Raw genomic sequence first — 19610 nt, 5'->3', positions numbered from 1 at the left:
CCACCTGCCACGCACGTAGACTCGCAAGCAAGTGCGAAAACCCCAGGCCGGAGGAGATTCAGTGCCGCAGGATGAGACAGGTCGCAGGCCGGACCTGTCGGATCTGGACAGCTTCGCGGGCGTCGACGAGCTCGGTGCCGAGGGGTACGAGGACTCGGACGACCACGACCCGGAGCTGGACGCGCGGGACACCGCGTTCGACGTGGGCGGCGGTTCGCGCGGCGGGATCGGCGGCGTCGGCCAGCTCGGCGACAACCTCGCCACCGGCCCGGTGCCCGACCTGAGCGTGCCCGAGGACACCGAGCTGCACGAGCTCGACGACCAGGGCGAACCCGAGGCGTACGGCAGCCCGGACGGCCCGGAGGCCCGCCGTGAGCTGATGGCCGTCGAGGCCGAGCTGAACCAGCGCTGGCCGGAGACGAAGATCGAGCCGTCGCTCACCCGCATCTCGGCGCTGACGCAGCTGCTGGGCGAGCCGAACCACGGCTACCCCGTGCTGCACGTCGCCGGCACGAACGGCAAGGGCTCGACGGCCCGGATGATCGACTCGCTGCTGACCCGGATGGGCCTGCGCGTCGGCCGCTACACCAGCCCGCACCTGCAGCTGGTCACCGAGCGGATCGCGCTCGACGGCCGGCCGATCTCCGCCGCGCGCTACGCCGAGCTGTGGCACGACATCGCGCCGTACGTGGCCATGGTGGACGGTGCCGCCGCGGACGGCGTCGCGATGAGCAAGTTCGAGATCCTCACCGGGATGGCGTTCGCCGCCTTCGCCGACGCGCCCGTGGAGGCCGCGGTCATCGAAGCCGGCCTGGGCGGCGCCTGGGACGCCACGAACGTCGCGGACGCCGACGTCGCGGTCATCACGCCGATCGGCATCGACCACGTCGAGTACCTCGGCCCGGACATCCTCGGCGCGGCACGCGAAAAGGCGGGCATCATCAAGCCCGGCTCGGTCGCGGTGATCGCCGAGCAGGACCCCGAAGTGCAGAAGGTGCTGCTGGAGCGCGCCGTCGAGGTCGACGCGGCGGTCGCCCGCGCGGGCAGCGAGTTCGGCGTGCTGGAGCGCGAGATCGCCGTCGGCGGCCAGATGCTGAAGCTGCAGGGGCTCGGCGGGGTGTACGAGCAGATCTTCCTGCCGCTGCACGGCGCCCACCAGGCCGCGAACGCCGCGCTCGCGCTGGCCGCGGTCGAGGCGTTCTTCGGCGCGGGCAAGGACAAGCAGCTGGTGGTCGAGGCCGTGCGCGAGGCGTTCGCCGAGGTCGAGACGCCGGGCCGGCTGGAGCGGGTCCGCGCGGCCCCCGCGGTGATGATCGACGCGGCCCACAACCCGCACGGCGCCCGCGCGCTCGCGGCGACCGTGGCCGAGGAGTTCGCCTTCCGCCGCCTGGTCGCGGTGGTCGGCGTGATGGCCGAGAAGGACGCCCACGGCATCCTCGACGCGCTGGAGCCGGTGGTGTCCGACATCGTCGTGACGCGCAACTCCTCGCCGCGCTCGATGCCGCTGGAAGAGCTGAACCAGCTGGCCATCTCGGTGTTCGGCGAGGACCGGGTGGTGGCCGAGACCGACCTGGAGACGGCGATCGAGACGGCGATCGCGCTGGTGGAGACCAGTGACGACCCCGAAGAGCCCCTCGCGGGCGGCGGCGTGCTCGTCACCGGCTCGGTGGTCACCGCGGGCGAGACGCGCACGCTGTTCGGGAAGGAGCCGGCGTGAGCACTCCGGAGACCCCCAAGCCGAAGGACCCCATGAAGGGCTTCCGCGGCGTGATGTCGGGAACGCTGATCATGGAGGCGATCACGGTCGCGCTCGCGCTGCCGGTGGTGAACAAGCTCGGTGGCGGGATCAGCACGGGCACGGGCTGGACGGTGCTGGCGGTCGCGCTGGTGCTGGTCGTGCTGTGCGGGTTCGTGAAGAAGCCGTGGGCGGTGCCGGTCGTCCTCGGCCTGCAGGTGGTGCTGATCGCGCTGGTGTTCTGGCTGCCGGCGATCGCCGTGCTGGGCGTGGTGTTCCTGGCGATCTGGCTGTGGCTGCTGTGGCTGCGCAAGGACGTCGCCCGCCGGATGGCGGCCGGCACCCTCGCGAGCCAGCAGCAGCCCCAGCCCTGACCCGCACGGAAGCGGCGACCGCGACAGCCCGCCCGCGACTGGCCGACCGTGGCGGAGCTGCCGCGCGCTCGGCGTGCTGGTGGCCCGCACCGGCTGCCACCGCCACGCCGGATCGGAACCGGCGGCGAACCCCGCGAACCGCCCCACGGCCGGCCATCCGCGGGGCTCGCAGTTCCCCTTCGGCAGTCACCTGAGGTGGGCTGGGCCGTGCCGGATCAGCACCGCCCAGCCCCAGCCCTGACCTACCGCAGCACAACGACCCGCAGCGCGGGCGAGCGCAGGATGTCGGCTTCGCAGAAGCGTTCCTTCACCCATTCACCCCGGCTGTAGAGCTTCGTCTGGTCGCTGAAGTACGGCGAATTCGGGTTCGCCGACTGGGAGTACGTCAGCACCGTCGAGGAGTCCGGGCACGCGCGCCCGCGGAAGCCGACCACCTGGACGTAGCTCGACCCGTGCTGGACCTCCACGTTGCCGCGCGCCGGGTCCCACACCGGTGTCATCACGTTCAGCACGCCCAGGAAGCCCTGGCCGCCGTGGATCGGGATGCGCTCGCCGTTGCGCGTGACCGCCTGGCCGTCGCGCAGCTTCGCGTCCGGGGCCAGCCCGGCCGTGCGCAGCTCCACCAGTGCGTCGCCGAACGCCTTCTGCACGGCCGGGTTGCCGACGTTCAGCGTGTTCGGCGTGGTCAGCGGCGCCTTCGGGTCGAAGGGCACCGAGAAGCGGTCGACGTTGCCGAGCCGCGCGGCGAACCGCTGGAACAGCAGCGAACCCCGCGTGTCGAGCGTGTAGGTGTGGTCCCACTTCGCGATCGCCGAGCACGCCGGCCCGACCGGCACCGGGCCGGACGACGACGGCGCCTGCCCGCCCGGGAACGACGCGCACAGCTTCGCCAGGTCCGCCGCCGTCAGGTCGGCGAACAGGCTGTGGTCGGCGAAGAGCATCTTCTTCATCGAGTCCGTCGTGAACCCGCCTTTTTCGGCGGTGAGCAACGCCTCCCGCGTCCGCGGCGAGCGCTCGGTGCCGATGTCCCCGACGATGTGCGGGTAGCCCGTGATCGGCGCCTTCGCGTTGGCCAGCCAGGCGCTGTCGTTCGCGTTCAGCTCGTAGTCCCGGCTTTGCTGCCGCGGCAGCCGCGACGGCGCGAAGATGCCCGGCTCGAGCGCGCCGGGGTCGGAACCCCACCGGCACGACGACTTCGATCCGTCCAAAATGGCCAGTCCGACTTCGGGGAACGTCTGCCGTCCCAGGGGAGTGCTGCACACCTCGGCCTGCTCGTCGGTGACGTGCGGGACGACCTGGATGTCGGCGTAGAGCGCGTTGCCCGCCCGGTCGGTGGCGATGGTGTTGACCCACGGGACGCCCTGCGTGCGGCTCAGCGTGCCGACGATGTCGGCGGTGCTGCGGGCCTGGTCGAGCTCGAACCACGTGTTGAGCCCGCGCAGGTTCGTCCCGTTGGCGTCCCGCACCGCGTACGCCGACTTCGTGGTCCACGGCAGCGGAATGCCCTGGAAGTCGCTCAGCACCGGCCCGTACCGCGTCGCCCAGAAGGTCTGGCGGACCGGCTTCAGCGAGCCGTCGGCCTGGCGCACCTGGACGGTGACGTCGCGGGAGGTCATCTTCTCCGGCTTGCCGTCGACGAGGTAGGTCGTCGGGTCGCCCGCCTTCAGCGGCACCTCGAAGAGGCCGAACGTGACCGGCGTCGACACCGTGTGCGTCCAGGCCGCGTCCGCGGTGTGCCCGATCTGGACGAACGGCATGCCGAGCAGGCTCGCGCCGGCGACGTCGAGCCGGCCGGGGATGGTCAGCTGGCTCTGCCAGAACCGGCGCCCGGCCTGCCACGGGTAGTGCGGGTTGCCGAGCAGCACGCTGCCCTGGCCGGCCGCGGTGGAGTCCGCGCCGACGGCGAGGCCGTTGCTGCCGAGCCCGCTGCCGTTCAGCGCCTGCGCCACCTTCGCCGACAGCTGCCCGCCGGTGCCCGGGGCGGGCGTCGCGCCGGACGGCGGCGCCGTGAACAGGCCTTCGGTGACGACGCCCTGGCCGCCGGTGATCGCGATCGCGTAGTAGTGCCGGTAGAAGTCCTGCTCGGTGATCGGCCGGACCCAGCCGGCGCCGCGGCAGGCCGGGTCGGTGATGCCGGCGCGGCCGGTGCGCGCGAGGTAGGCGTTGAACCCCTGGACGTAGCCGGAGACGACCTCGCGGACTTCGCGGCGCGGCCCCAGCGGCGCGGGTTGCGCGACCAGCCGGTCGACGATCCCGGAGTCGTTGACCTGCTGGAAGAACAGGTCGCTGTGCAGGTTGCTCTCCGCCTCGGACAGCGACGGGTAGCCGCCGCCCTCCGGGCCGAAGTACTTCGACCGCTGCCCGCTCACCGTGAGGTAGATGTTCGCGAGCTCGCAGACGTTGTCGGTCGCCGCCGCGAAGCCGTACCCGTACCCGAGTCCGGCGTAGTCCTTCGCGACGATGTGCGGGATGCCGTGTTCGGTGTAGCGGAGGACGGCTTTCGCGTGGCCCTCTTCGCCGGCCGAAGCGAGGCCGGCCCCCAGCGTGGTGATGGTGAGTGCAGCTGTCAGAACCGCCAGGCTTTTCCTGAATGGTCTCATCTGACCCCCTTGTCGTGATCGCCACGCTACCGACGGGGACGACGCGCGGACATGGGGGAAAACCCGGGGATTCGTTCACCCGCGCGCAATCCGGCGTTGGCCGCGGCGGGATAGAAACCGCGCATGACCGAACCGACCCACCACTCCCGCCGCACGCTGCTCAAGGCCGGTCTCACCGGCGCCGCCGCCACGCTCGTCCTGCCTTCGACGGCCTTCGCCGCGACCCCGCTGCTGCGCGGTGATCGGCCGGTGCTCACCCACGGCGTCGAGTCCGGCGACGTCACGCCCGGCTCGGCGATCGTCTGGTCGCGCGCCGATCGGCCGTCGCGGCTGGTCGTGGAGATCGCGCGCGATCCCTCGTTCCGGCACGCCCGACGGGTGCCCGGCCCGCTCGCCGGCCCCGCGACCGGCGGGACCGGGCAGGTCCGCGTCGCCGGTCTCGCGCCGGGCACCGAATACCACTACCGCGTCACGGCGGAGTCCCTCGACGGGCGCGCGAAGAGCGAGCCGCTGACCGGCCGGTTCGCCACCGCGCCGGTGGGCCGCCGCGACACCCGGATCCTGTGGTCGGGCGACGTCGTCGGGCAGAACTGGGGGATCAACCCGGACCTGGGCGGCATGACGATCTTCTCGGCGATGGCGGCCCGCCGGCCCGACCTCTTCCTGCACAGCGGCGACACGGTGTACGCCGACGGCCCGCTGACGGAGACGGTCTCGCTGCCCGGCGGCCGCACGTGGCGCAACGTCGTCACGGCGGAGAAGTCGAAGGTCGCCGAGACCCTCGACGAGTACCGCGGCCAGCACGCGTACAACCGCCTCGACACCCATTTCAAGCACTTCGCCGCGCAGGTGCCTGTCTACGCCCAGTGGGACGACCACGAGGTCCTGAACAACTGGTACCCGGGCGAGATCCTCGACCTCCCGGCCTACACGGAGAAGCGCGTCGACGTGCTCGCGCCGCGGGCGTACCAGGCGTTCCACGAGTGGCACCCGATCGACTCGCGCCAGGCCGTCGACGGCCGCGTCTACCGCAGCTTCGAATACGGCTCGCGCGCCGAGATCTTCGTGCTGGACATGCGGACCTACCGCAACGCGAACACGGCCGACCAGACGAAGCCGGGCTACATCCTCGGCGACCGGCAGGCCCGCTGGCTGGCCGACGCGCTCGGCCGCAGCACGGCGACGTGGAAGATCGTCCAGGCGGACATGCCGCTGGGCCTGGTCGTCCCGGACGGCACGGACATCGAAGCGGTGGCGAACAACCGGCCGGGCGCGCCGGGCGGGCGCGAGACGGAGCTGGCGTGGGTGCTGCGGGAGATCCAGCGCCGCCGCGTCCGCAACGTGGTCTGGCTGACCGCGGACGTCCACTACACGGCGGCGCACCACTATTCGCCGGACCGCGCGGCCTTCCAGGACTTCGACCCGTTCTGGGAGTTCGTGTCCGGGCCGCTGAACGCGGGCGCGTTCGGCCCGAACGCGCTGGACCCGACGTTCGGCCCGGAGGCGGTGTTCGTGCACGCCCCGCCGGTCGCGAACACGGCCCCGATCGACGGCTTCCAGCACTTCGGCGAGCTGAACATCGACGGCGGGAGCGGTACCCTCACGGTGGATCTGCGGGATGCCACCGGGGCGTCGCTCTGGTCGAAGAAGCTCCACCCGCAGGGCCGCTGACGTCCGCTCGCCGATCCACCCGGCCCCCGCTCGTAACGCGCGGCGGCCGGGTGGCGTCTTTCCGCGGTGTCACGACGGACCGCGCACGCACCGGGATCGGAGCTTTCCTTGACGACCGCCGAGAAGTCCAAGGCGAGCCTCCTGCCCCAGGGCTTCGGGGTCGTGGCCGACGTCGCGGGGGTGGCGGGGCTCCTGCTCGGTGGCGGCAAGGGAATCGTGCTGACGGCCGGGCTGCTCGGCGCGCTGGCCGGCTCGTCCCTCGTCCTCATGTCGTGGGGCAAGCCGCTCGGCCGCGCCGCGGCCGTCGGGCTCGCGGTCGCCCTGATCGGCGCGGGCGTGTTCGGGTACCGCCTCGGCACGGAGACCGAAGCTCCGGCCTCGGCGGGAAGCCCGGTCACCCCCATCGGCGGAACGCCGTCCTCCGGCACCTCGGCGACCGGGCGCCCGACCGCGGCCGACACCCCTGCGGCGGCCTCGTTCACCGGTCAGGTGCGGCTGACCTACGGCACGGGCGTCGACCTGGACCGGAACCAGGCCGAAGGCACGGAGGTCACCGGTCCCAACGGGGACGTGGACCTGTTCCTGAAGAAATACGACCCGGTCGCGTCGCCGACCGTGCTCGCGAACGGCGGTGACCTGTACGCCGACGACGGCCCGGCCAAGGATGCCCAGGCGCGCTGCGCCCACGCGCTGAAGGAGCAGGAGAAACCGTCGCTGTTCTACGTCTCCGATGGTGCTCAGTACTGCTTCGCCACTTCGGGCGGTGACACCGGCTGGATGCGCATCAACGACCGGTCGTTCGAGGGCGTCGTCGCGAAGGACTACGTCGTCCTCGACGTCGAGGTGTGGAAGCGGGCCGCGTAGCCCGTTCCGCCCGGTCGGCTCGGGGGACGTCCGGTGGGGTCGGCTACGCTCACGCGCACCGACACGCACCCGTACCAAGGAGAAACACCGTCGTGACTGAACGCACGCTGGTCCTCGTCAAGCCCGATGGCGTCGCGCGCGGCCTCGTCGGCGAGGTCGTCTCGCGGATCGAGCGCAAGGGCCTGAAGCTCGCCGCCCTTGAGCTGCGGACCGTTCCGCAGGCACTGGCCGAGGAGCACTACGCCGAGCACAAGGAGCGTGCGTTCTTCGGCGACCTGCTGGAGTTCATCACCTCGGGCCCGCTGGTCGCGCTCGCCGTCGAAGGCCCGCGCGCCATCGCTGCGTTCCGCCAGCTGGCCGGCGGCACCGACCCGGTCGAGAAGGCCACCCCGGGCACCATCCGCGGCGACTTCGCGCTGGAGACCCAGTACAACCTGGTCCACGGCTCGGACTCGCCGGAGTCGGCCGAGCGCGAGCTGAAGCTCTGGTTCCCCGACCTGTGATCGGCACCGGGGCCACGCCCGCGCGTGGCCCCGGTTCTCCCCAGGAGCACCCGTGACGACGATGCCGTTCCCGGCCCGCGACTACCTCCCCGTGCTGCGGGAGCTGACCGGCGAGTTCGCCGACGCCCTGCGCACCGGTGACCCGGCCGCGCCGGTGCCGGACTGCGCCGGCTGGACGCTGGCCGACCTCGGCACGCACCTCGGGAACGTGCACCGCTGGGCGGCCACCGTCGTCACCACCGGGGAACCGCAGTCCCAGGACTTCGAAGCGGGTCCCGGCACCGACCTCGCGTCCTGGTACGCCGAAAGCGCCGGACTGCTCCTCGACGCCCTCGAGCGGGCCACCCCCGAAGACCGGTGCTGGCACTTCGGCGGTACCGAGAAGACCAAGGCGTTCTGGTTCCGCCGCCAGGTGCACGAAACCGCCGTCCACCTCGCCGACTCGGGGAGCGGGCACGTGCTCGACCCGGCTGTCGCCGCGGACGGCGTCGACGAGGTCCTCACCGCTTGGCTCCCGCGCGTCACGCGCTGGCACCCCGCGCCGTCGCTGGCCGCGCCGCTCGCGTTGCGCACCACCGACACCGGCGACGCCTGGACGCTGCACCCGGGGCAACCGCCCGCGCTCGGCCCGGCGACCGAACCCGCCGCGACCGCCGAGGCGACGGCCCGGGACCTCCTGCTGCACCTGTGGAAGCGAACGGCGACCCCGCCGAGTGTCAGCGGTGACACGGCGGTCGCCGATCAGCTCCTCAAAGCTCCTTTCACCGCCTGACCCGGTAGCTGTTCTAGACCATTCAGGCGGCGTTCACCGGGAAGTCTTCCCCCGGCCGTGCCACTGCGCTGTGCTGGTCCGGCTCACTCTCTCACTCGATACTGGGGTACCCGGTGAAGAAGTCACGCATTCTGCTGCCGTTCGTCGCCCTGGTCGCGACGGCGTTCGCCGTTCCCGCCCACGCGGACCCGCTCCGGGCGCCGCTCGGCACACCGCCGGTCGAGGCCGCGCCCGCCGCGTCGTCGGACCACCAGGGCCCGGCCGCCTTCGCCGCCGCGGACCCCGACGACGGGCTCGTCACCGGCAGCGCGACCACCGAGGTCGCGCCCGGCCTGAACCTCACCCAGTTCGACCGGTTCGACCCGGCGGGCTGGATCCGCGGCGACACCCTCGCCGTCGACCTGGGCAGCAAGGTCCTGAAGCCGACGTACCTGAGCCCCGGCACGGTGTCCGCGCGCACGTCGCTTTCGCAGCAGGTCGCGCGCACCGGCGCGGTCGCCGGCGTGAACGGCGACTTCTTCGACATCACCGCCACCGGCGCGCCGATCGGCGTCGGCATCGACCACGGGCAGCTGCAGACCGCGCCCGCCGCCGGCCACAACCTCACCGCGTCGATCACCGACGAAGGCAAGGCGCAGCTGGCTTCGGTCTTCCTCGAAGCCACCGTGACGCTGCCCGGCGGCACGGCGAAGGTCACGAACTTCAACAGCCCGGTCCTCGACCGGGACGCGATCGGCGTCTACACGCCGTTGTGGGGCGCGTCGGGCCGCGCGACCTCGGTGGCCGGGGCGTCGAGGGTGCGCGAGGTCGAGCTCCGCGACGGCGTCGTCACCGCCGTGCGCGAGCAGCCCGCGGCCGGTCCCATCGCGGCCGGCACCACGCTGCTGCTGGCCCGCGAAGCCGGCGCGGACGCCCTCGCGGCGCTCAAGCCGGGCGACCCGGTCGGCGTCGCGTACGTGCCGCGCTCGGACGCCGGGAAGATCGCGGTCGCCGTGGGCGGCAACGAAGTCCTGCTCCGCGACGGCGTCGTGCAGCCGGTCGACGACGTGGCCATGCACCCGCGGACGGCGGTCGGCTTCTCCGCCGACGGCAAGCGGCTGTGGCTGGCCACAGTGGACGGACGACAGGCCGACAGCCGCGGCATGACCGAGCTGGAACTGGCGCGGCACATGAAGAGCCTCGGCGCCGACGACGCGATCAACCTCGACGGTGGCGGCTCCTCGACGCTCCTGGCGCGCAACGAAGGCGAAGCCGCGCCGAGTGTCCGGAACGCGCCGTCCGACGGCGGGGAACGCCTGGTGCCCAACGGGATCGGCTTCGCGACCGTGCCGGGCAGCGGCAAGCTCAGGGCGTTCTCGCCGGTGCCCGCCGTGGCCACCGGCGACGCGAACCGCGTGCTGACCGGCCTGTCCCGGCACCTGGTCGCCGACGGCCACGACGAGACCGGCGCCGCGGTGGCCGCCGACCCGCGCTGGAGCACGTCCGACCCCCGGCGGGCGACGGTGACCCGCGGGGTCGTCACCGGCCACGGCGCGGGCGGCGTCGACGTCGTCGCGCGCGCCGGTCGCGCGTCCGGGAAGACGACGCTTTCGGTGCTGGGCAAGCCGGTCCGGCTCGGCACGAGCACCGAGCAAGTCGCGCTGTCCGGCGCCGGCGCGAAGAGCACCTTCAAGGTCTACGGCTACGACGCCGACGGCTACGGCACCTGGCTGGAAGCCGACGACGTCAAGCTCGACTACGACCACTCCGTCGTGCGGGTCGAGCCGTCGGGGGACGGGTACGCGGTGACCGCGCTGACCGCGTCCGGCGCCACCGCGATCACCGCGACCGCGGCGGGCCTCACCACGCACCTGGCCGCCTCGGTGGGGACCGTGCCGCAGGTCGCGTCGCCGCTGGACGGGCCGGCGGGCTGGACGGCCACGGTGTTCCCGGCGGTCGTCGGCGCGGCGCTGTCCGCGGCGCCCGGGCGGGACGGCGGTGCCGGTCTCGCGCTGGACTACCGGCTCACCGGCACGACCGCGACGCGGGCCGCGTACGTGACGCCGTCCGCTGCTTTGCCGGTGCCGGCGGGCACCCAGAAGATCGGGCTGTGGGTGAACGGCGACGGCAAGGGCGCGTGGCTGCGGGCGGAGCTGCGCGACGCGGCGAACGTCGCGTCCATTGTGGACCTTTCGCTCAGCGTCGACTGGACGGGCTGGCGGTACGTCACCGCCGCGGTCCCGGCCGGGCTGCCCGACGGCCAGCGGCTGGCGCGCTTCTACGCCGTCGAGAACGTGCCGGACCAGCAGTACGAAGGTCACCTGGTGTTCGACGACCTGACCTTCGAGGTGGCGCCCACGGCGACCGTGCCGGCCGACCCGGCCCCGCACGACCCGGCGCTGGTCACCGACGGCACCCTGGCCGGCGGCCTGCGCGTCGCGGTCGTCAGCGACGCGCAGTTCACCGCGGACGACCCGGCCGGGCCGCTGGTCGCGCAGGCCCGCCGCGCGCTGCGCGAAGCCGTCGCGGCGAAACCGGACCTGGTGCTGATCAACGGCGACTTCGTCGACCGCGGCACGGCGCCCGACTTCGTGCTGGCCCGGCAGGTGATCACCGAGGAGCTCGACGGCAAGGTGCCCTGGTACTACGTGCCGGGCAACCACGAAGCCGAGGGCGGCAACGGCCTCGCCAACTTCCAGGCCGCGTTCGGTGTGCCGCACCAGGTCGTCGACGTGCACGGCATCCGGCTGGTGCTGATGGACTCCTCGCGCGGCTCGCTGCGGGCGGGCGGGTTCGACCAGGTCCGGATGCTGCGCTCGGCGCTCGACTCCGCCGCGGCCGACCGGTCGATCCGCGGGGTCGTCGTCGCGATGCACCACCCGGTGAAGGACCCGAGCCCGACCGGGAACTCCCAGCTCGGCGACCGGAAGGAAGCGACGCTGCTGACGCAGTGGCTGACCGGGTTCGAGCAGGCGTCCGGCAAACCGGCCGCCTCGGTGGCTTCGCACGCCGGCGTGTTCTCGCTGTCCCGGGTGGACGGCGTGCCGTACCTGGTCAACGGCAACTCGGGCAAGGCACCCGCGGCCGCGCCCGGCGACGGCGGGTTCGTCGGCTGGACGCTGCTGCAGGTCGACCCGGCCGACCGCGCGCAGCCGGTGCGCTTCGAGACGCGGCCGAACGTCGACTCGCTGACCGTTTCTGGTCCGTCCTCGCTGGCCCGCGGCGAACGCGCGGTGGTCCGCGCATCCGTGCGGCAGGGCACCCGGGACGTGCCGGTGGCGTACCCGGTGAGCGCGGACTGGACGGTCGGCTGGGGCGTCGTTGCGTTCGATCCCGCGACCGGTGTGCTGACGGCGGTGCGACCGGGCGTCGCTCGGCTGTCGGTGACGGTCAACGGGGTGACGCAGTCGCTGGTCGTGACCGTCCGCGGCTAAACCGTTCGGTTTTTGTCGGTGCCCGCTCGTATGGTCGGGGGGTGGACGAATCGGAGGACCGGGAACCGGCGCTCGTGCAGGCCAAGGCACTGGTGAAGCGCTTCGGCGAGTTCGAGGCCGTGCGCGGGATCGACGTCGAGGTGCGGCGCGGGGAGGCGTTCGGCTTCCTCGGCCCGAACGGCGCGGGCAAGTCGTCGACCATGCGGATGATCGCGTGCGTGTCCCCGCGCACCGACGGCGACCTCCGCGTGCTGGGGCTGGATCCGGAGCTGGCCGGGCCGCGGATCCGCGCGCGCCTCGGCGTGGTGCCGCAGCTCGACAACCTGGACGTCGAGCTGACGGTCCGGGAGAACCTGCTGATCTACGGCCGCTACTTCGGGCTGTCGCGGGCGGCGGCCCGGAGCAAGGCGGACGAGCTGCTGGAGTTCGCGCAGCTGGGCGATCGGGCGAAGGACAAGGTCGACCCGCTCTCGGGCGGCATGAAACGCCGGCTGACGATCGCGCGGTCCCTGGTCAACGACCCGGAGCTGCTGCTGCTCGACGAGCCGACGACGGGTCTCGACCCGCAGGCCCGCCACCTGCTGTGGGACCGGCTGTTCCGGCTCAAGGAGCAGGGCACGACGCTGATCGTCACGACGCACTACATGGACGAAGCCGAGCAGCTGTGCGATCGCCTGGTCGTGATGGACCACGGCCGGATCGCCGCGGAGGGCTCGCCTTCGGAGCTGATCAGCCGGTATTCGACCCGGGAGGTCGTCGAACTGCGGTTCGCAACCGGACAGCAGGTCGCGGCGGCGCAGCAGGTCGAGGGGCTCGCCGAGCGCGTGGAGGTGCTGCCGGACCGCGTGCTGCTCTACAGCGACAACGGCGAGGACACCCTGGAACACGCGCACTCGCGCGGGCTGAGGCCGTTGTCGAGCCTGGTGCGGCGCAGTTCCCTGGAGGACGTGTTCCTCCGCCTGACCGGCCGGACGCTGGTCGACTGATGACCACCGTCGAATCCACCGGCCGTGTCGTCGGCAGCTGGCACGGCGCCTGGCTGCGCGTCGAGGGGTACTGGACCTGGTACCGGCGCCACTGGCTGTCCACTTTGTACTCCACCGGCCTCCAGCCGGTGCTGTTCCTGGCCGCGATGGGCCTGGGCTTCGGGTCGCAGGTCCGCCCGGGCGCGGTCACCGGCGGCCTGTCCTACCTGCAGTACATCGCGCCGGCGCTGCTCGCCGCCGGTGCCGCGCAGCAGGCCGTCGGCGACTCGAGCTACCCCGTGCTCTCCGGGTTCAAGTGGCAGAAGGACTACCTGGCGGTCACCGCCACCCCGGTGTCGCCGGGGCAGGTGCTCGGCGGCCACCTGATCTGGACCGCGCTGCGGCTGACGCTCGCCGGCGCGATCTACGCGTTCGTCGCGCTGTTCTTCGGCGCCTGGACCGGGCCCGGCGTGCTGCTGGTGATCCTCGTGGGCACGGTCACCGGGCTCGCCTGCGCCACGCCGGTCACCGCGCTCGCGGCGCGGACGTTCGACGAAGGCCAGCGCTTCGGGCTGATCTTCCGCTTCGTCGTCATGCCGATGACGTTGTTCTCCGGCACGTTCTTCCCGATCTCGCAGCTGCCGGGCGCGATCCGCTGGCTGGCCTGGCTTTCCCCGCTGTGGCACGGCTCGCAGCTGGCCCGCGGCGTGAGCGTCGGGGGAGTCGGCGGCTGGGCGATGCTCGGCCACTTCGCGGTGCTCGCGGCGTTGTTCGCGGCCGGGTGGGCGGTCGCGCACCGGGCCTTCTACCGGAGGCTGATGGAGTGATGGTGAGCGTCCAAGCTCCCCCGGCGCGGGCCGGTCTGCTGCTGCGGATCCTGCCGCCCGGGCTGTACGCGGGCCGCGCCCGCATGCTCGTCGAGCGGTCGGTGCGCGTGAGCCGCAGCAGCTGGGCGATCTTCGTCTCCGGCGCGGCCGAGCCGTTCCTCTACCTGCTGGCCTTCCAGCTGGGGTTCGGCAAGCTGGTCACCGAGGTGACGGGCCCGGACGGCCGTCCGATGGGCTACGTCGCGTTCGTGGCGCCGGCGCTGCTCGCGACGTCGGCGATGAACGGCGCGATCTTCGAGTCGACGTACAACATGTTCTTCAAGCTGCGCTACGCGAAGCTGTACGACGCGATGCTGGCGACGCCGATCGGCCCGCTGGACGTGGCGATCGGCGAGATCGGCTGGGCGATGACCCGCGGCGGCATCTACGCGGTGGCGTTCCTCGCGATCGCGGCGGCGATGGGGCTGCTGGCGTCGTGGTGGGCGCTGCTGATGGTCCCGGCGGCGCTGCTGGTGGGGCTGGCGTTCTCGGCGATCGGCATGGCCCTGGTGACGTTCCTGAAATCGACGGCCCAGTTCGACTACATCGCGCTCGTCCTGATGCCGATGTTCCTGTTCGCGACGACGTTCTTCCCGCTGTCGGTGTACCCGGAGCCGCTGCAGTGGGTGGTCCGCTGCCTCCCGCTCTACCACGCGATCGAGCTGATGCGCGGCCTCGCGACGGGCCTGCTGTCCGGCAGCATGCTGATCAACCTGGCCTACCTGCTGGCCCTGGGCGCGGTGGGCCTGTGGGCCTCGACCCGCCGGATCGCCAAACTCCTCCTGACCTGACGACCCGACCCTCCAGGTACGCGAGATGCCCCTTCAGGCACGCGAGATGCCCGCCCGATCACGCGAGTTCCGGCTCCGCACACGAGCCGGTCAGGCTCAGCGGGCCGGGTCGGGCCGTCCCCGGGGTGCGACGGCGGCCAGCGCGTCCACCATCCCGTGCCCGTAGAAGCCGTTGAACCCCTCGTACCCCGCGCAGTAGGCGTCCTGGGTGCCGTCGCCGGTGAGGTCGTAGTCGGCCGGGCACGGCATCGGCATCGCCTGGTTGTCCAGCGTCCGCCGCAGCTGCCGCGGCCCGGCGTCCGGGTGCACGGACGCCAGCAGCGCCAGCACCCCGGTGACGTGCGGCGCGGCCATCGACGTCCCGCACAGCGGCGCGTACCCGCCCGGCACCGTCGAAAGCACGCACTCGCCGGCCTCCCCGCCGGGCGCGGTGACGTCGATCACGCCCAGCCCGTACGAGCTGTAGCCCGCCTTCACCCGGTCCGAGCCGACGGCCGACACCGCGACGACGTCCCGCAGCGCGGCCGGCAGCGCTTCGCACCCCGAACCCGCCCCGGGTGAGCCGGACCGCGCCGACGGCGTCAGGTCGACGGCCTCGTTGGTCGCCGCCGCGACGTTCAGCGTGCCCGCCGACGTGCTGTACTCCACCGCGCGCGCCAGTGCCTCGTGCACCACCCCGCGGTCGTCGCCGCGGATGCACGACAGCGTCCACGGGTTCACGAAGAAGCTGCTGTTCGTCAGCCGCATGTGCCGGGACGCCGCCCACATCAGCCCGCACACCGCGGCCTCTGGGTCGGCGTAGCCGCGGTCGTCGATCACCTTCACCGACGCCACCCTGACCCCGGGCGCCACACCCGTCACGCCGTGGCCGTCGTCGGCCGCCGCGATGATCCCGGCCACGTGCGTGCCGTGTACCGACGTCGTCGGCGCCCAGGCCGACGGCGACCGGTCGGGGGCGCCGGTCAGGCAGCCTGCGGAGTCGTCACGGTCCAGGGCGCCGCTGAGATCGGGGTGGTCCGGGTCGATCCCCGAGTCGAGGACGCCGACGACGACGTCCCGGCTGCCGGTCGAAACATCGGACACGCCCGGCGCGTGACCCGCGTTGATCATCCGCATGTCCCACTGCCGGTCGCTCAGGTCCGCGGTGGGGACGCGAGCCGGGTCGGTGACGGGCAGGGTCGCCCGCGCCGGCTGCGGCTTGACCTCGGTGGCGCGCTGCGCGGCCAGCCGCTCGGCCTGGGCGCTGAACGCCCGGTCGAGCCCGACCCGCGTGCCGAACGAAGGATCGCCCGAGGTGGCGACGGCGACGGCGATCTGCGGGTAGTAGACGGTAGTGGCCCCGCACGCACCGGTGACCTGCGCGCGAGCGGTGGACTCGGGCGTGCCGCGGTCGAAGGTGACGACGTAACGCAGGTTCCGGCCGTGGCCGCAGGACGGCTCGTCGGCCGCCGCCGGACCGGCGGTGACGCATCCCGAAAGCACCAGTACGGTGCACACGGCCGCCCGCAGGGGCCGCGCCAGCAGGGACACCGGACCTCCCACCGGATGCAGGAACCGCGGGTGCCGGCGCGCGAGATCCCGGTCACCCCGAGCCGCACGGTAGCCACCCCGTGCCCGGCGGACAAGCGCTACGGCCAAGTTCCCCCGGCCGGTGGGGGCCGCGGCGCGCCCGGCGGCGTGGGCGGAGGTACCGAGTACGACGGAGCAGTCACCCGGTGTGGGATACTCGGGGTGGCCACTGGGCCGCGGGGCGCACGTGAGAGGTGCTGCCTGCGGCGTTGAGGCCCGGTGATGTGCGCGAACTCCCGCGACGCGCGTCGCCGCCCGCGCGCCGGGCGGCTGGACGACGTGGCGGGCGGCCCGGGTGCCGCGAGTCCCAACGCACGCCGCCGAGCAGACCTTTGACCGGGTTGCGCCATCGAGGCGGTGGTGCGGCGCCCGGTCGTCGGGCCAGGATTCCCGTCGCTGGTGACCACCACGGCGGAACGAACAGAAAGGGGCCCCTGCGCGGCCGCGTCCCTGCCGGTGAGCATCGGCAGACGCGCCCGGGGGCGGAGGAGACATATGTCGAACGCGGAAACACCCGCCGAGCAGACCGGCGGGAATCCCGCCGCACCCGCGAGCGGTCCACTGGCCGACCTGCCTGCCCGGATCCGGGTGCACGCGCTGGCCAAGCTGCTGGAGAAGAACAGCCGGGACGTCCTCGCCAAGCTCGCCGAGCTGGGCGAAAGCGTGCGCAGCGCGCAGTCGAGCGTGACCAGGGACGTCGCGCTCAAGGTCGCCGAGACCTTCGAGCCGGCCGACGCCGGTGAAGCACCCGTCGAGCAGGCCCCGGCCCCGGCGCCGGTGGAGCAGGCCCGCCCCGCGGTGCCCGAGGTGCCGGTCGCCGAGGCCGAGAAGCCGCGTCCGCGGCAGAAGACCCGCGCGCACCTGCCGGTGTTCGCCGCGCCGTCGCCGGTCTTCCTGCCGCCGGAGCCCACCGCCAAGCCGGCCCGCAAGCCGGCCGACCCGTTCGCGGAGCCGGAAGCCCGGCCGCAGTCGCGGCCCGAACCGCGGCCCGAGCCCGAGGCCGCCGAGGACGAGACCGAAGACACCACCTCGGCCCTCGACACCGACGACGACGGTGACGACGCCGGCAGCCGCCGCCGTCGCCGCCGGGGCCGTCGCGGCCGTGGCCGCGGCAAGGGCGCCGACGGCAGTGACGAGGCCGGCGACAACGAGGACGAGAAGCCCGAGGAGCCGCGCCGCAAGGGCCGCAACGGGGACGAAAAGGCCGAAGCGGACACCGAGGAGAGCGAAGAGACCGCCGAGTCGTCTTCGGACTCGGACAACGACAGCGACAGCGACGAGGGCGAGGGCGGCAGCAGGCGCCGTCGCCGCCGTCGTCGCCGCAAGGGCTCGGACGGCGACGACGCCGAGACCACCGACGACCCGCCCAACACCGTCACCCACGTCCGCCAGGCCAAGGCCGAGCAGGCCGAGCGCGAACGCCCGGCGCGCGACGAGGTGCGCAGCGTCCGCGGCTCGACGCGGCTGGAAGCCAAGCGCCAGCGCCGCCGTGACGGCCGCGAGGCGGGCCGCCGCCGTGCCCCGATCCTGTCCGAGGCCGAGTTCCTGGCCCGCCGGGAGTCGGTCGAGCGCACGATGGTCGTCGCCGAGAAGGGCGATTCGACGCAGATCGGCGTCCTCGAGGACGGCGTGCTGGTCGAGCACTTCGTGACGCAGTCGGGCTCCGGCTCGATCGTCGGCAACGTCTACCTCGGCCGCGTCCAGAACGTGCTGCCGAGCATGGAAGCCGCGTTCATCGACATCGGCCGCGGCCGCAACGCCGTGCTCTACGCCGGCGAGGTCGACTGGGACGCCGCCGGTCTCGAGGGCAAGGCCCGCAAGATCGAGCAGGCGCTCTCCACCGGCGACTCCGTGCTGGTCCAGGTCACCAAGGACCCGGTCGGGCACAAGGGCGCCCGGCTGACCACGCAGATCTCGCTGCCCGGCCGCTTCCTGGTGTACGTCCCCGCGGGCGGTGCCACCGGCATCTCCCGCAAGCTGCCGGAGAACGAGCGCCGCCGGCTCAAGGACATCCTCAAGCGGATCGTCCCGGAGGACGCGGGCGTCATCATCCGCACCGCCTCCGAGGGCATCGGCGAGGAGGAGCTGGGCCGCGACGTCGACCGCCTGAAGGCGCAGTGGGACGTCATCAAGGAGAAGGCCGCCGCCGGTTCCGGCAAGAAGGGCGGCGCGCCGACCATGCTCTACGAGGAGCCCGACCTGCTGGTCAAGGTCGTGCGTGACCTCTTCACCGAGGACTTCGCCAAGCTGGAGATCCAGGGCAACCGCTCGTGGGAGACCATCAACGGCTACGTCAGCCACGTCGCGCCGGAGCTCACCGAGCGCCTCAAGCGCTACACCGGCACCGGCGACGCGTTCTCCGACCACCGGATCGACGAGCAGATCACCAAGGCGCTCGACCGCAAGGTCTGGCTGCCGTCGGGCGGTTACCTGGTCATCGACCGCACCGAGGCGATGACGGTCATCGACGTCAACACCGGCAAGTTCACCGGTTCGGGTGGCAACCTCGAGGAGACGGTGACCCGCAACAACCTGGAGTCGGCGGAGGAGATCGTCCGCCAGCTCCGGCTGCGGGACATCGGCGGCATCATCGTGATCGACTTCATCGACATGGTGCTCGAGTCCAACCGCGAGCTGGTGCTGCGCCGCCTGACCGAGTGCCTCGGCCGCGACCGCACGCGCCACCAGGTCGCCGAGGTCACCTCGCTCGGCCTGGTGCAGATGACCCGCAAGAAGATCGGCACGGGCCTGCTGGAGGCGTTCTCGACGCCGTGCGAGCACTGTAAGGGCCGGGGCGTGCTCGTCTCGACCGAGGTGCAGCGCACGGGCGGCGGCGCGCACTCCCACGGCGGCAACGGCAATGGCGGCGGGAACGGCGGCGGCAACGGCGGCGGCGGGGAGAAGAGCTCCCGCCGGTCGCGGGGCCGCGGCAAGGGCGAAGAGGCCGCCAAGGAGCAGGCCGAGGCCGCCAAGGCCGAGGTCCACGCGGTCCCGCCGCCGGAGCAGCGCGCGTCGGTCGCCTCGGCGGTGGCGGCCATGGCCAACGCCTCGAAGGTGGCCAAGGACCACGACCACGGCGTGCTGAACGGCAACGGGCACGTCCCGGAGGTGACCGACACGGCCGAGGCCGCCGAGGCTGCCGAAGAGACGCGTCAGGAGGCCGTCACGGAGCCGGCCACCGAGGTCGCGGACGTCCCGGTGACCACCGAGGCGGACGAGACCCCGGTGCCGCAGGAGGAGCCGGCGGTCGAGCGGACCTCGGCGCCGGAGCCGGCGGAAGAGCCGGTTGCGGCGGCTGTGGAGCCTGTGGAGTCTTCGGAGCCCGACGTCAGCGTGCCCGAACCGGCCACGCGTCCCACCCGGCGCCGGTCGCGCCGGGCCGCGTCGCGTCCGGCGGGTCCGCCGGTGCACGCGTCCGACCAGAGCCAGTGAACGACTAGGGGACCCCGGTGGTAACGCACCGGGGCACCCCACGTAACCTGTAGTA

13 protein-coding genes are annotated in these 19610 nt (G+C 72.9%); 11 read left to right on the top strand and 2 right to left on the bottom strand.

The genetic code is table 11. The annotated features are described in order from the left end of the window. Positions 1-61 precede the first annotated feature (61 nt). Both folC and QSK39_RS27490 read left to right on the top strand, forming a co-directional pair. The gene (gene folC, locus QSK39_RS27495) at positions 62-1717 is read left to right on the top strand and encodes a bifunctional tetrahydrofolate synthase/dihydrofolate synthase (RefSeq protein WP_285480702.1); all 1656 of its coding nucleotides are present in this window, start codon (positions 62-64) and stop codon (positions 1715-1717) included. 32 nt (positions 1718-1749) lie between these two features. Further along, a complete protein-coding gene (locus QSK39_RS27490) occupies positions 1750-2109 on the top strand; it encodes a DUF4233 domain-containing protein (RefSeq protein ID WP_285480919.1) in 360 nt (119 codons plus the stop codon). A 242-nt stretch (positions 2110-2351) separates the two neighbouring features. Here QSK39_RS27490 and QSK39_RS27485 read toward each other — a convergent pair whose 3' ends face one another. Then, positions 2352-4709 (bottom strand): penicillin acylase family protein, encoded by a 2358-nt coding sequence (locus tag QSK39_RS27485; RefSeq protein ID WP_285480701.1) that lies wholly within the window; start codon positions 4707-4709, stop codon positions 2352-2354. A gap of 123 nt (positions 4710-4832) precedes the next feature. Here QSK39_RS27485 and QSK39_RS27480 point away from each other — a divergent pair, with 123 nt between their 5' ends. From QSK39_RS27480 to QSK39_RS27445, 8 genes are all read left to right on the top strand, one after another. After that, positions 4833-6380: an alkaline phosphatase D family protein gene (locus QSK39_RS27480; protein WP_285480700.1), complete on the top strand. Its 1548-nt coding sequence runs from the start codon at positions 4833-4835 to the stop codon at positions 6378-6380. Between the two features lie 108 nt (positions 6381-6488). After that, positions 6489-7244, top strand: a complete 756-nt coding sequence (locus tag QSK39_RS27475; protein ID WP_285480699.1) for a hypothetical protein — start codon at positions 6489-6491, stop codon at positions 7242-7244. A gap of 92 nt (positions 7245-7336) precedes the next feature. Further along, positions 7337-7747, top strand: coding sequence for a nucleoside-diphosphate kinase (ndk, locus tag QSK39_RS27470; RefSeq protein WP_004561228.1), 411 nt, complete (start codon positions 7337-7339; stop codon positions 7745-7747). Positions 7748-7799: 52 nt separating this feature from the next. Further along, positions 7800-8519, top strand: a complete 720-nt coding sequence (locus tag QSK39_RS27465) for a maleylpyruvate isomerase family mycothiol-dependent enzyme (RefSeq protein ID WP_285480698.1) — start codon at positions 7800-7802, stop codon at positions 8517-8519. Positions 8520-8632: 113 nt separating this feature from the next. Next, the gene (locus tag QSK39_RS27460; protein WP_285480697.1) at positions 8633-11932 is read left to right on the top strand and encodes a phosphodiester glycosidase family protein; all 3300 of its coding nucleotides are present in this window, start codon (positions 8633-8635) and stop codon (positions 11930-11932) included. A gap of 41 nt (positions 11933-11973) precedes the next feature. After that, positions 11974-12918 (top strand): ABC transporter ATP-binding protein, encoded by a 945-nt coding sequence (locus QSK39_RS27455; protein WP_285480696.1) that lies wholly within the window; start codon positions 11974-11976, stop codon positions 12916-12918. Then, on the top strand, positions 12918-13724 hold the full coding sequence (locus QSK39_RS27450) for an ABC transporter permease (RefSeq protein ID WP_285480695.1): 807 nt from the start codon (positions 12918-12920) through the stop codon (positions 13722-13724). The genes QSK39_RS27455 and QSK39_RS27450 overlap by 1 nt, the downstream gene beginning before the upstream one ends. Further along, positions 13724-14554, top strand: coding sequence for an ABC transporter permease (locus tag QSK39_RS27445; protein ID WP_285480694.1), 831 nt, complete (start codon positions 13724-13726; stop codon positions 14552-14554). The genes QSK39_RS27450 and QSK39_RS27445 overlap by 1 nt, the downstream gene beginning before the upstream one ends. A gap of 96 nt (positions 14555-14650) precedes the next feature. Here QSK39_RS27445 and QSK39_RS27440 read toward each other — a convergent pair whose 3' ends face one another. Further along, the gene (locus tag QSK39_RS27440) at positions 14651-16084 is read right to left on the bottom strand and encodes a S8 family peptidase (RefSeq protein WP_285480693.1); all 1434 of its coding nucleotides are present in this window, start codon (positions 16082-16084) and stop codon (positions 14651-14653) included. Between the two features lie 534 nt (positions 16085-16618). Between QSK39_RS27440 and QSK39_RS27435 the strand changes: the two genes are divergently transcribed. Beyond that, positions 16619-19555: a translation initiation factor IF-2 N-terminal domain-containing protein gene (locus QSK39_RS27435; protein WP_285480692.1), complete on the top strand. Its 2937-nt coding sequence runs from the start codon at positions 16619-16621 to the stop codon at positions 19553-19555. The last annotated feature ends 55 nt before the right edge of the window (positions 19556-19610 follow it).

It is taken from the genome of Amycolatopsis sp. NBRC 101858, assembly GCF_030269325.1.
GTDB lineage: Bacteria > Actinomycetota > Actinomycetes > Mycobacteriales > Pseudonocardiaceae > Amycolatopsis > Amycolatopsis ponsaeliensis.
This window is presented reverse-complemented; position numbering and strand designations above follow the sequence as displayed.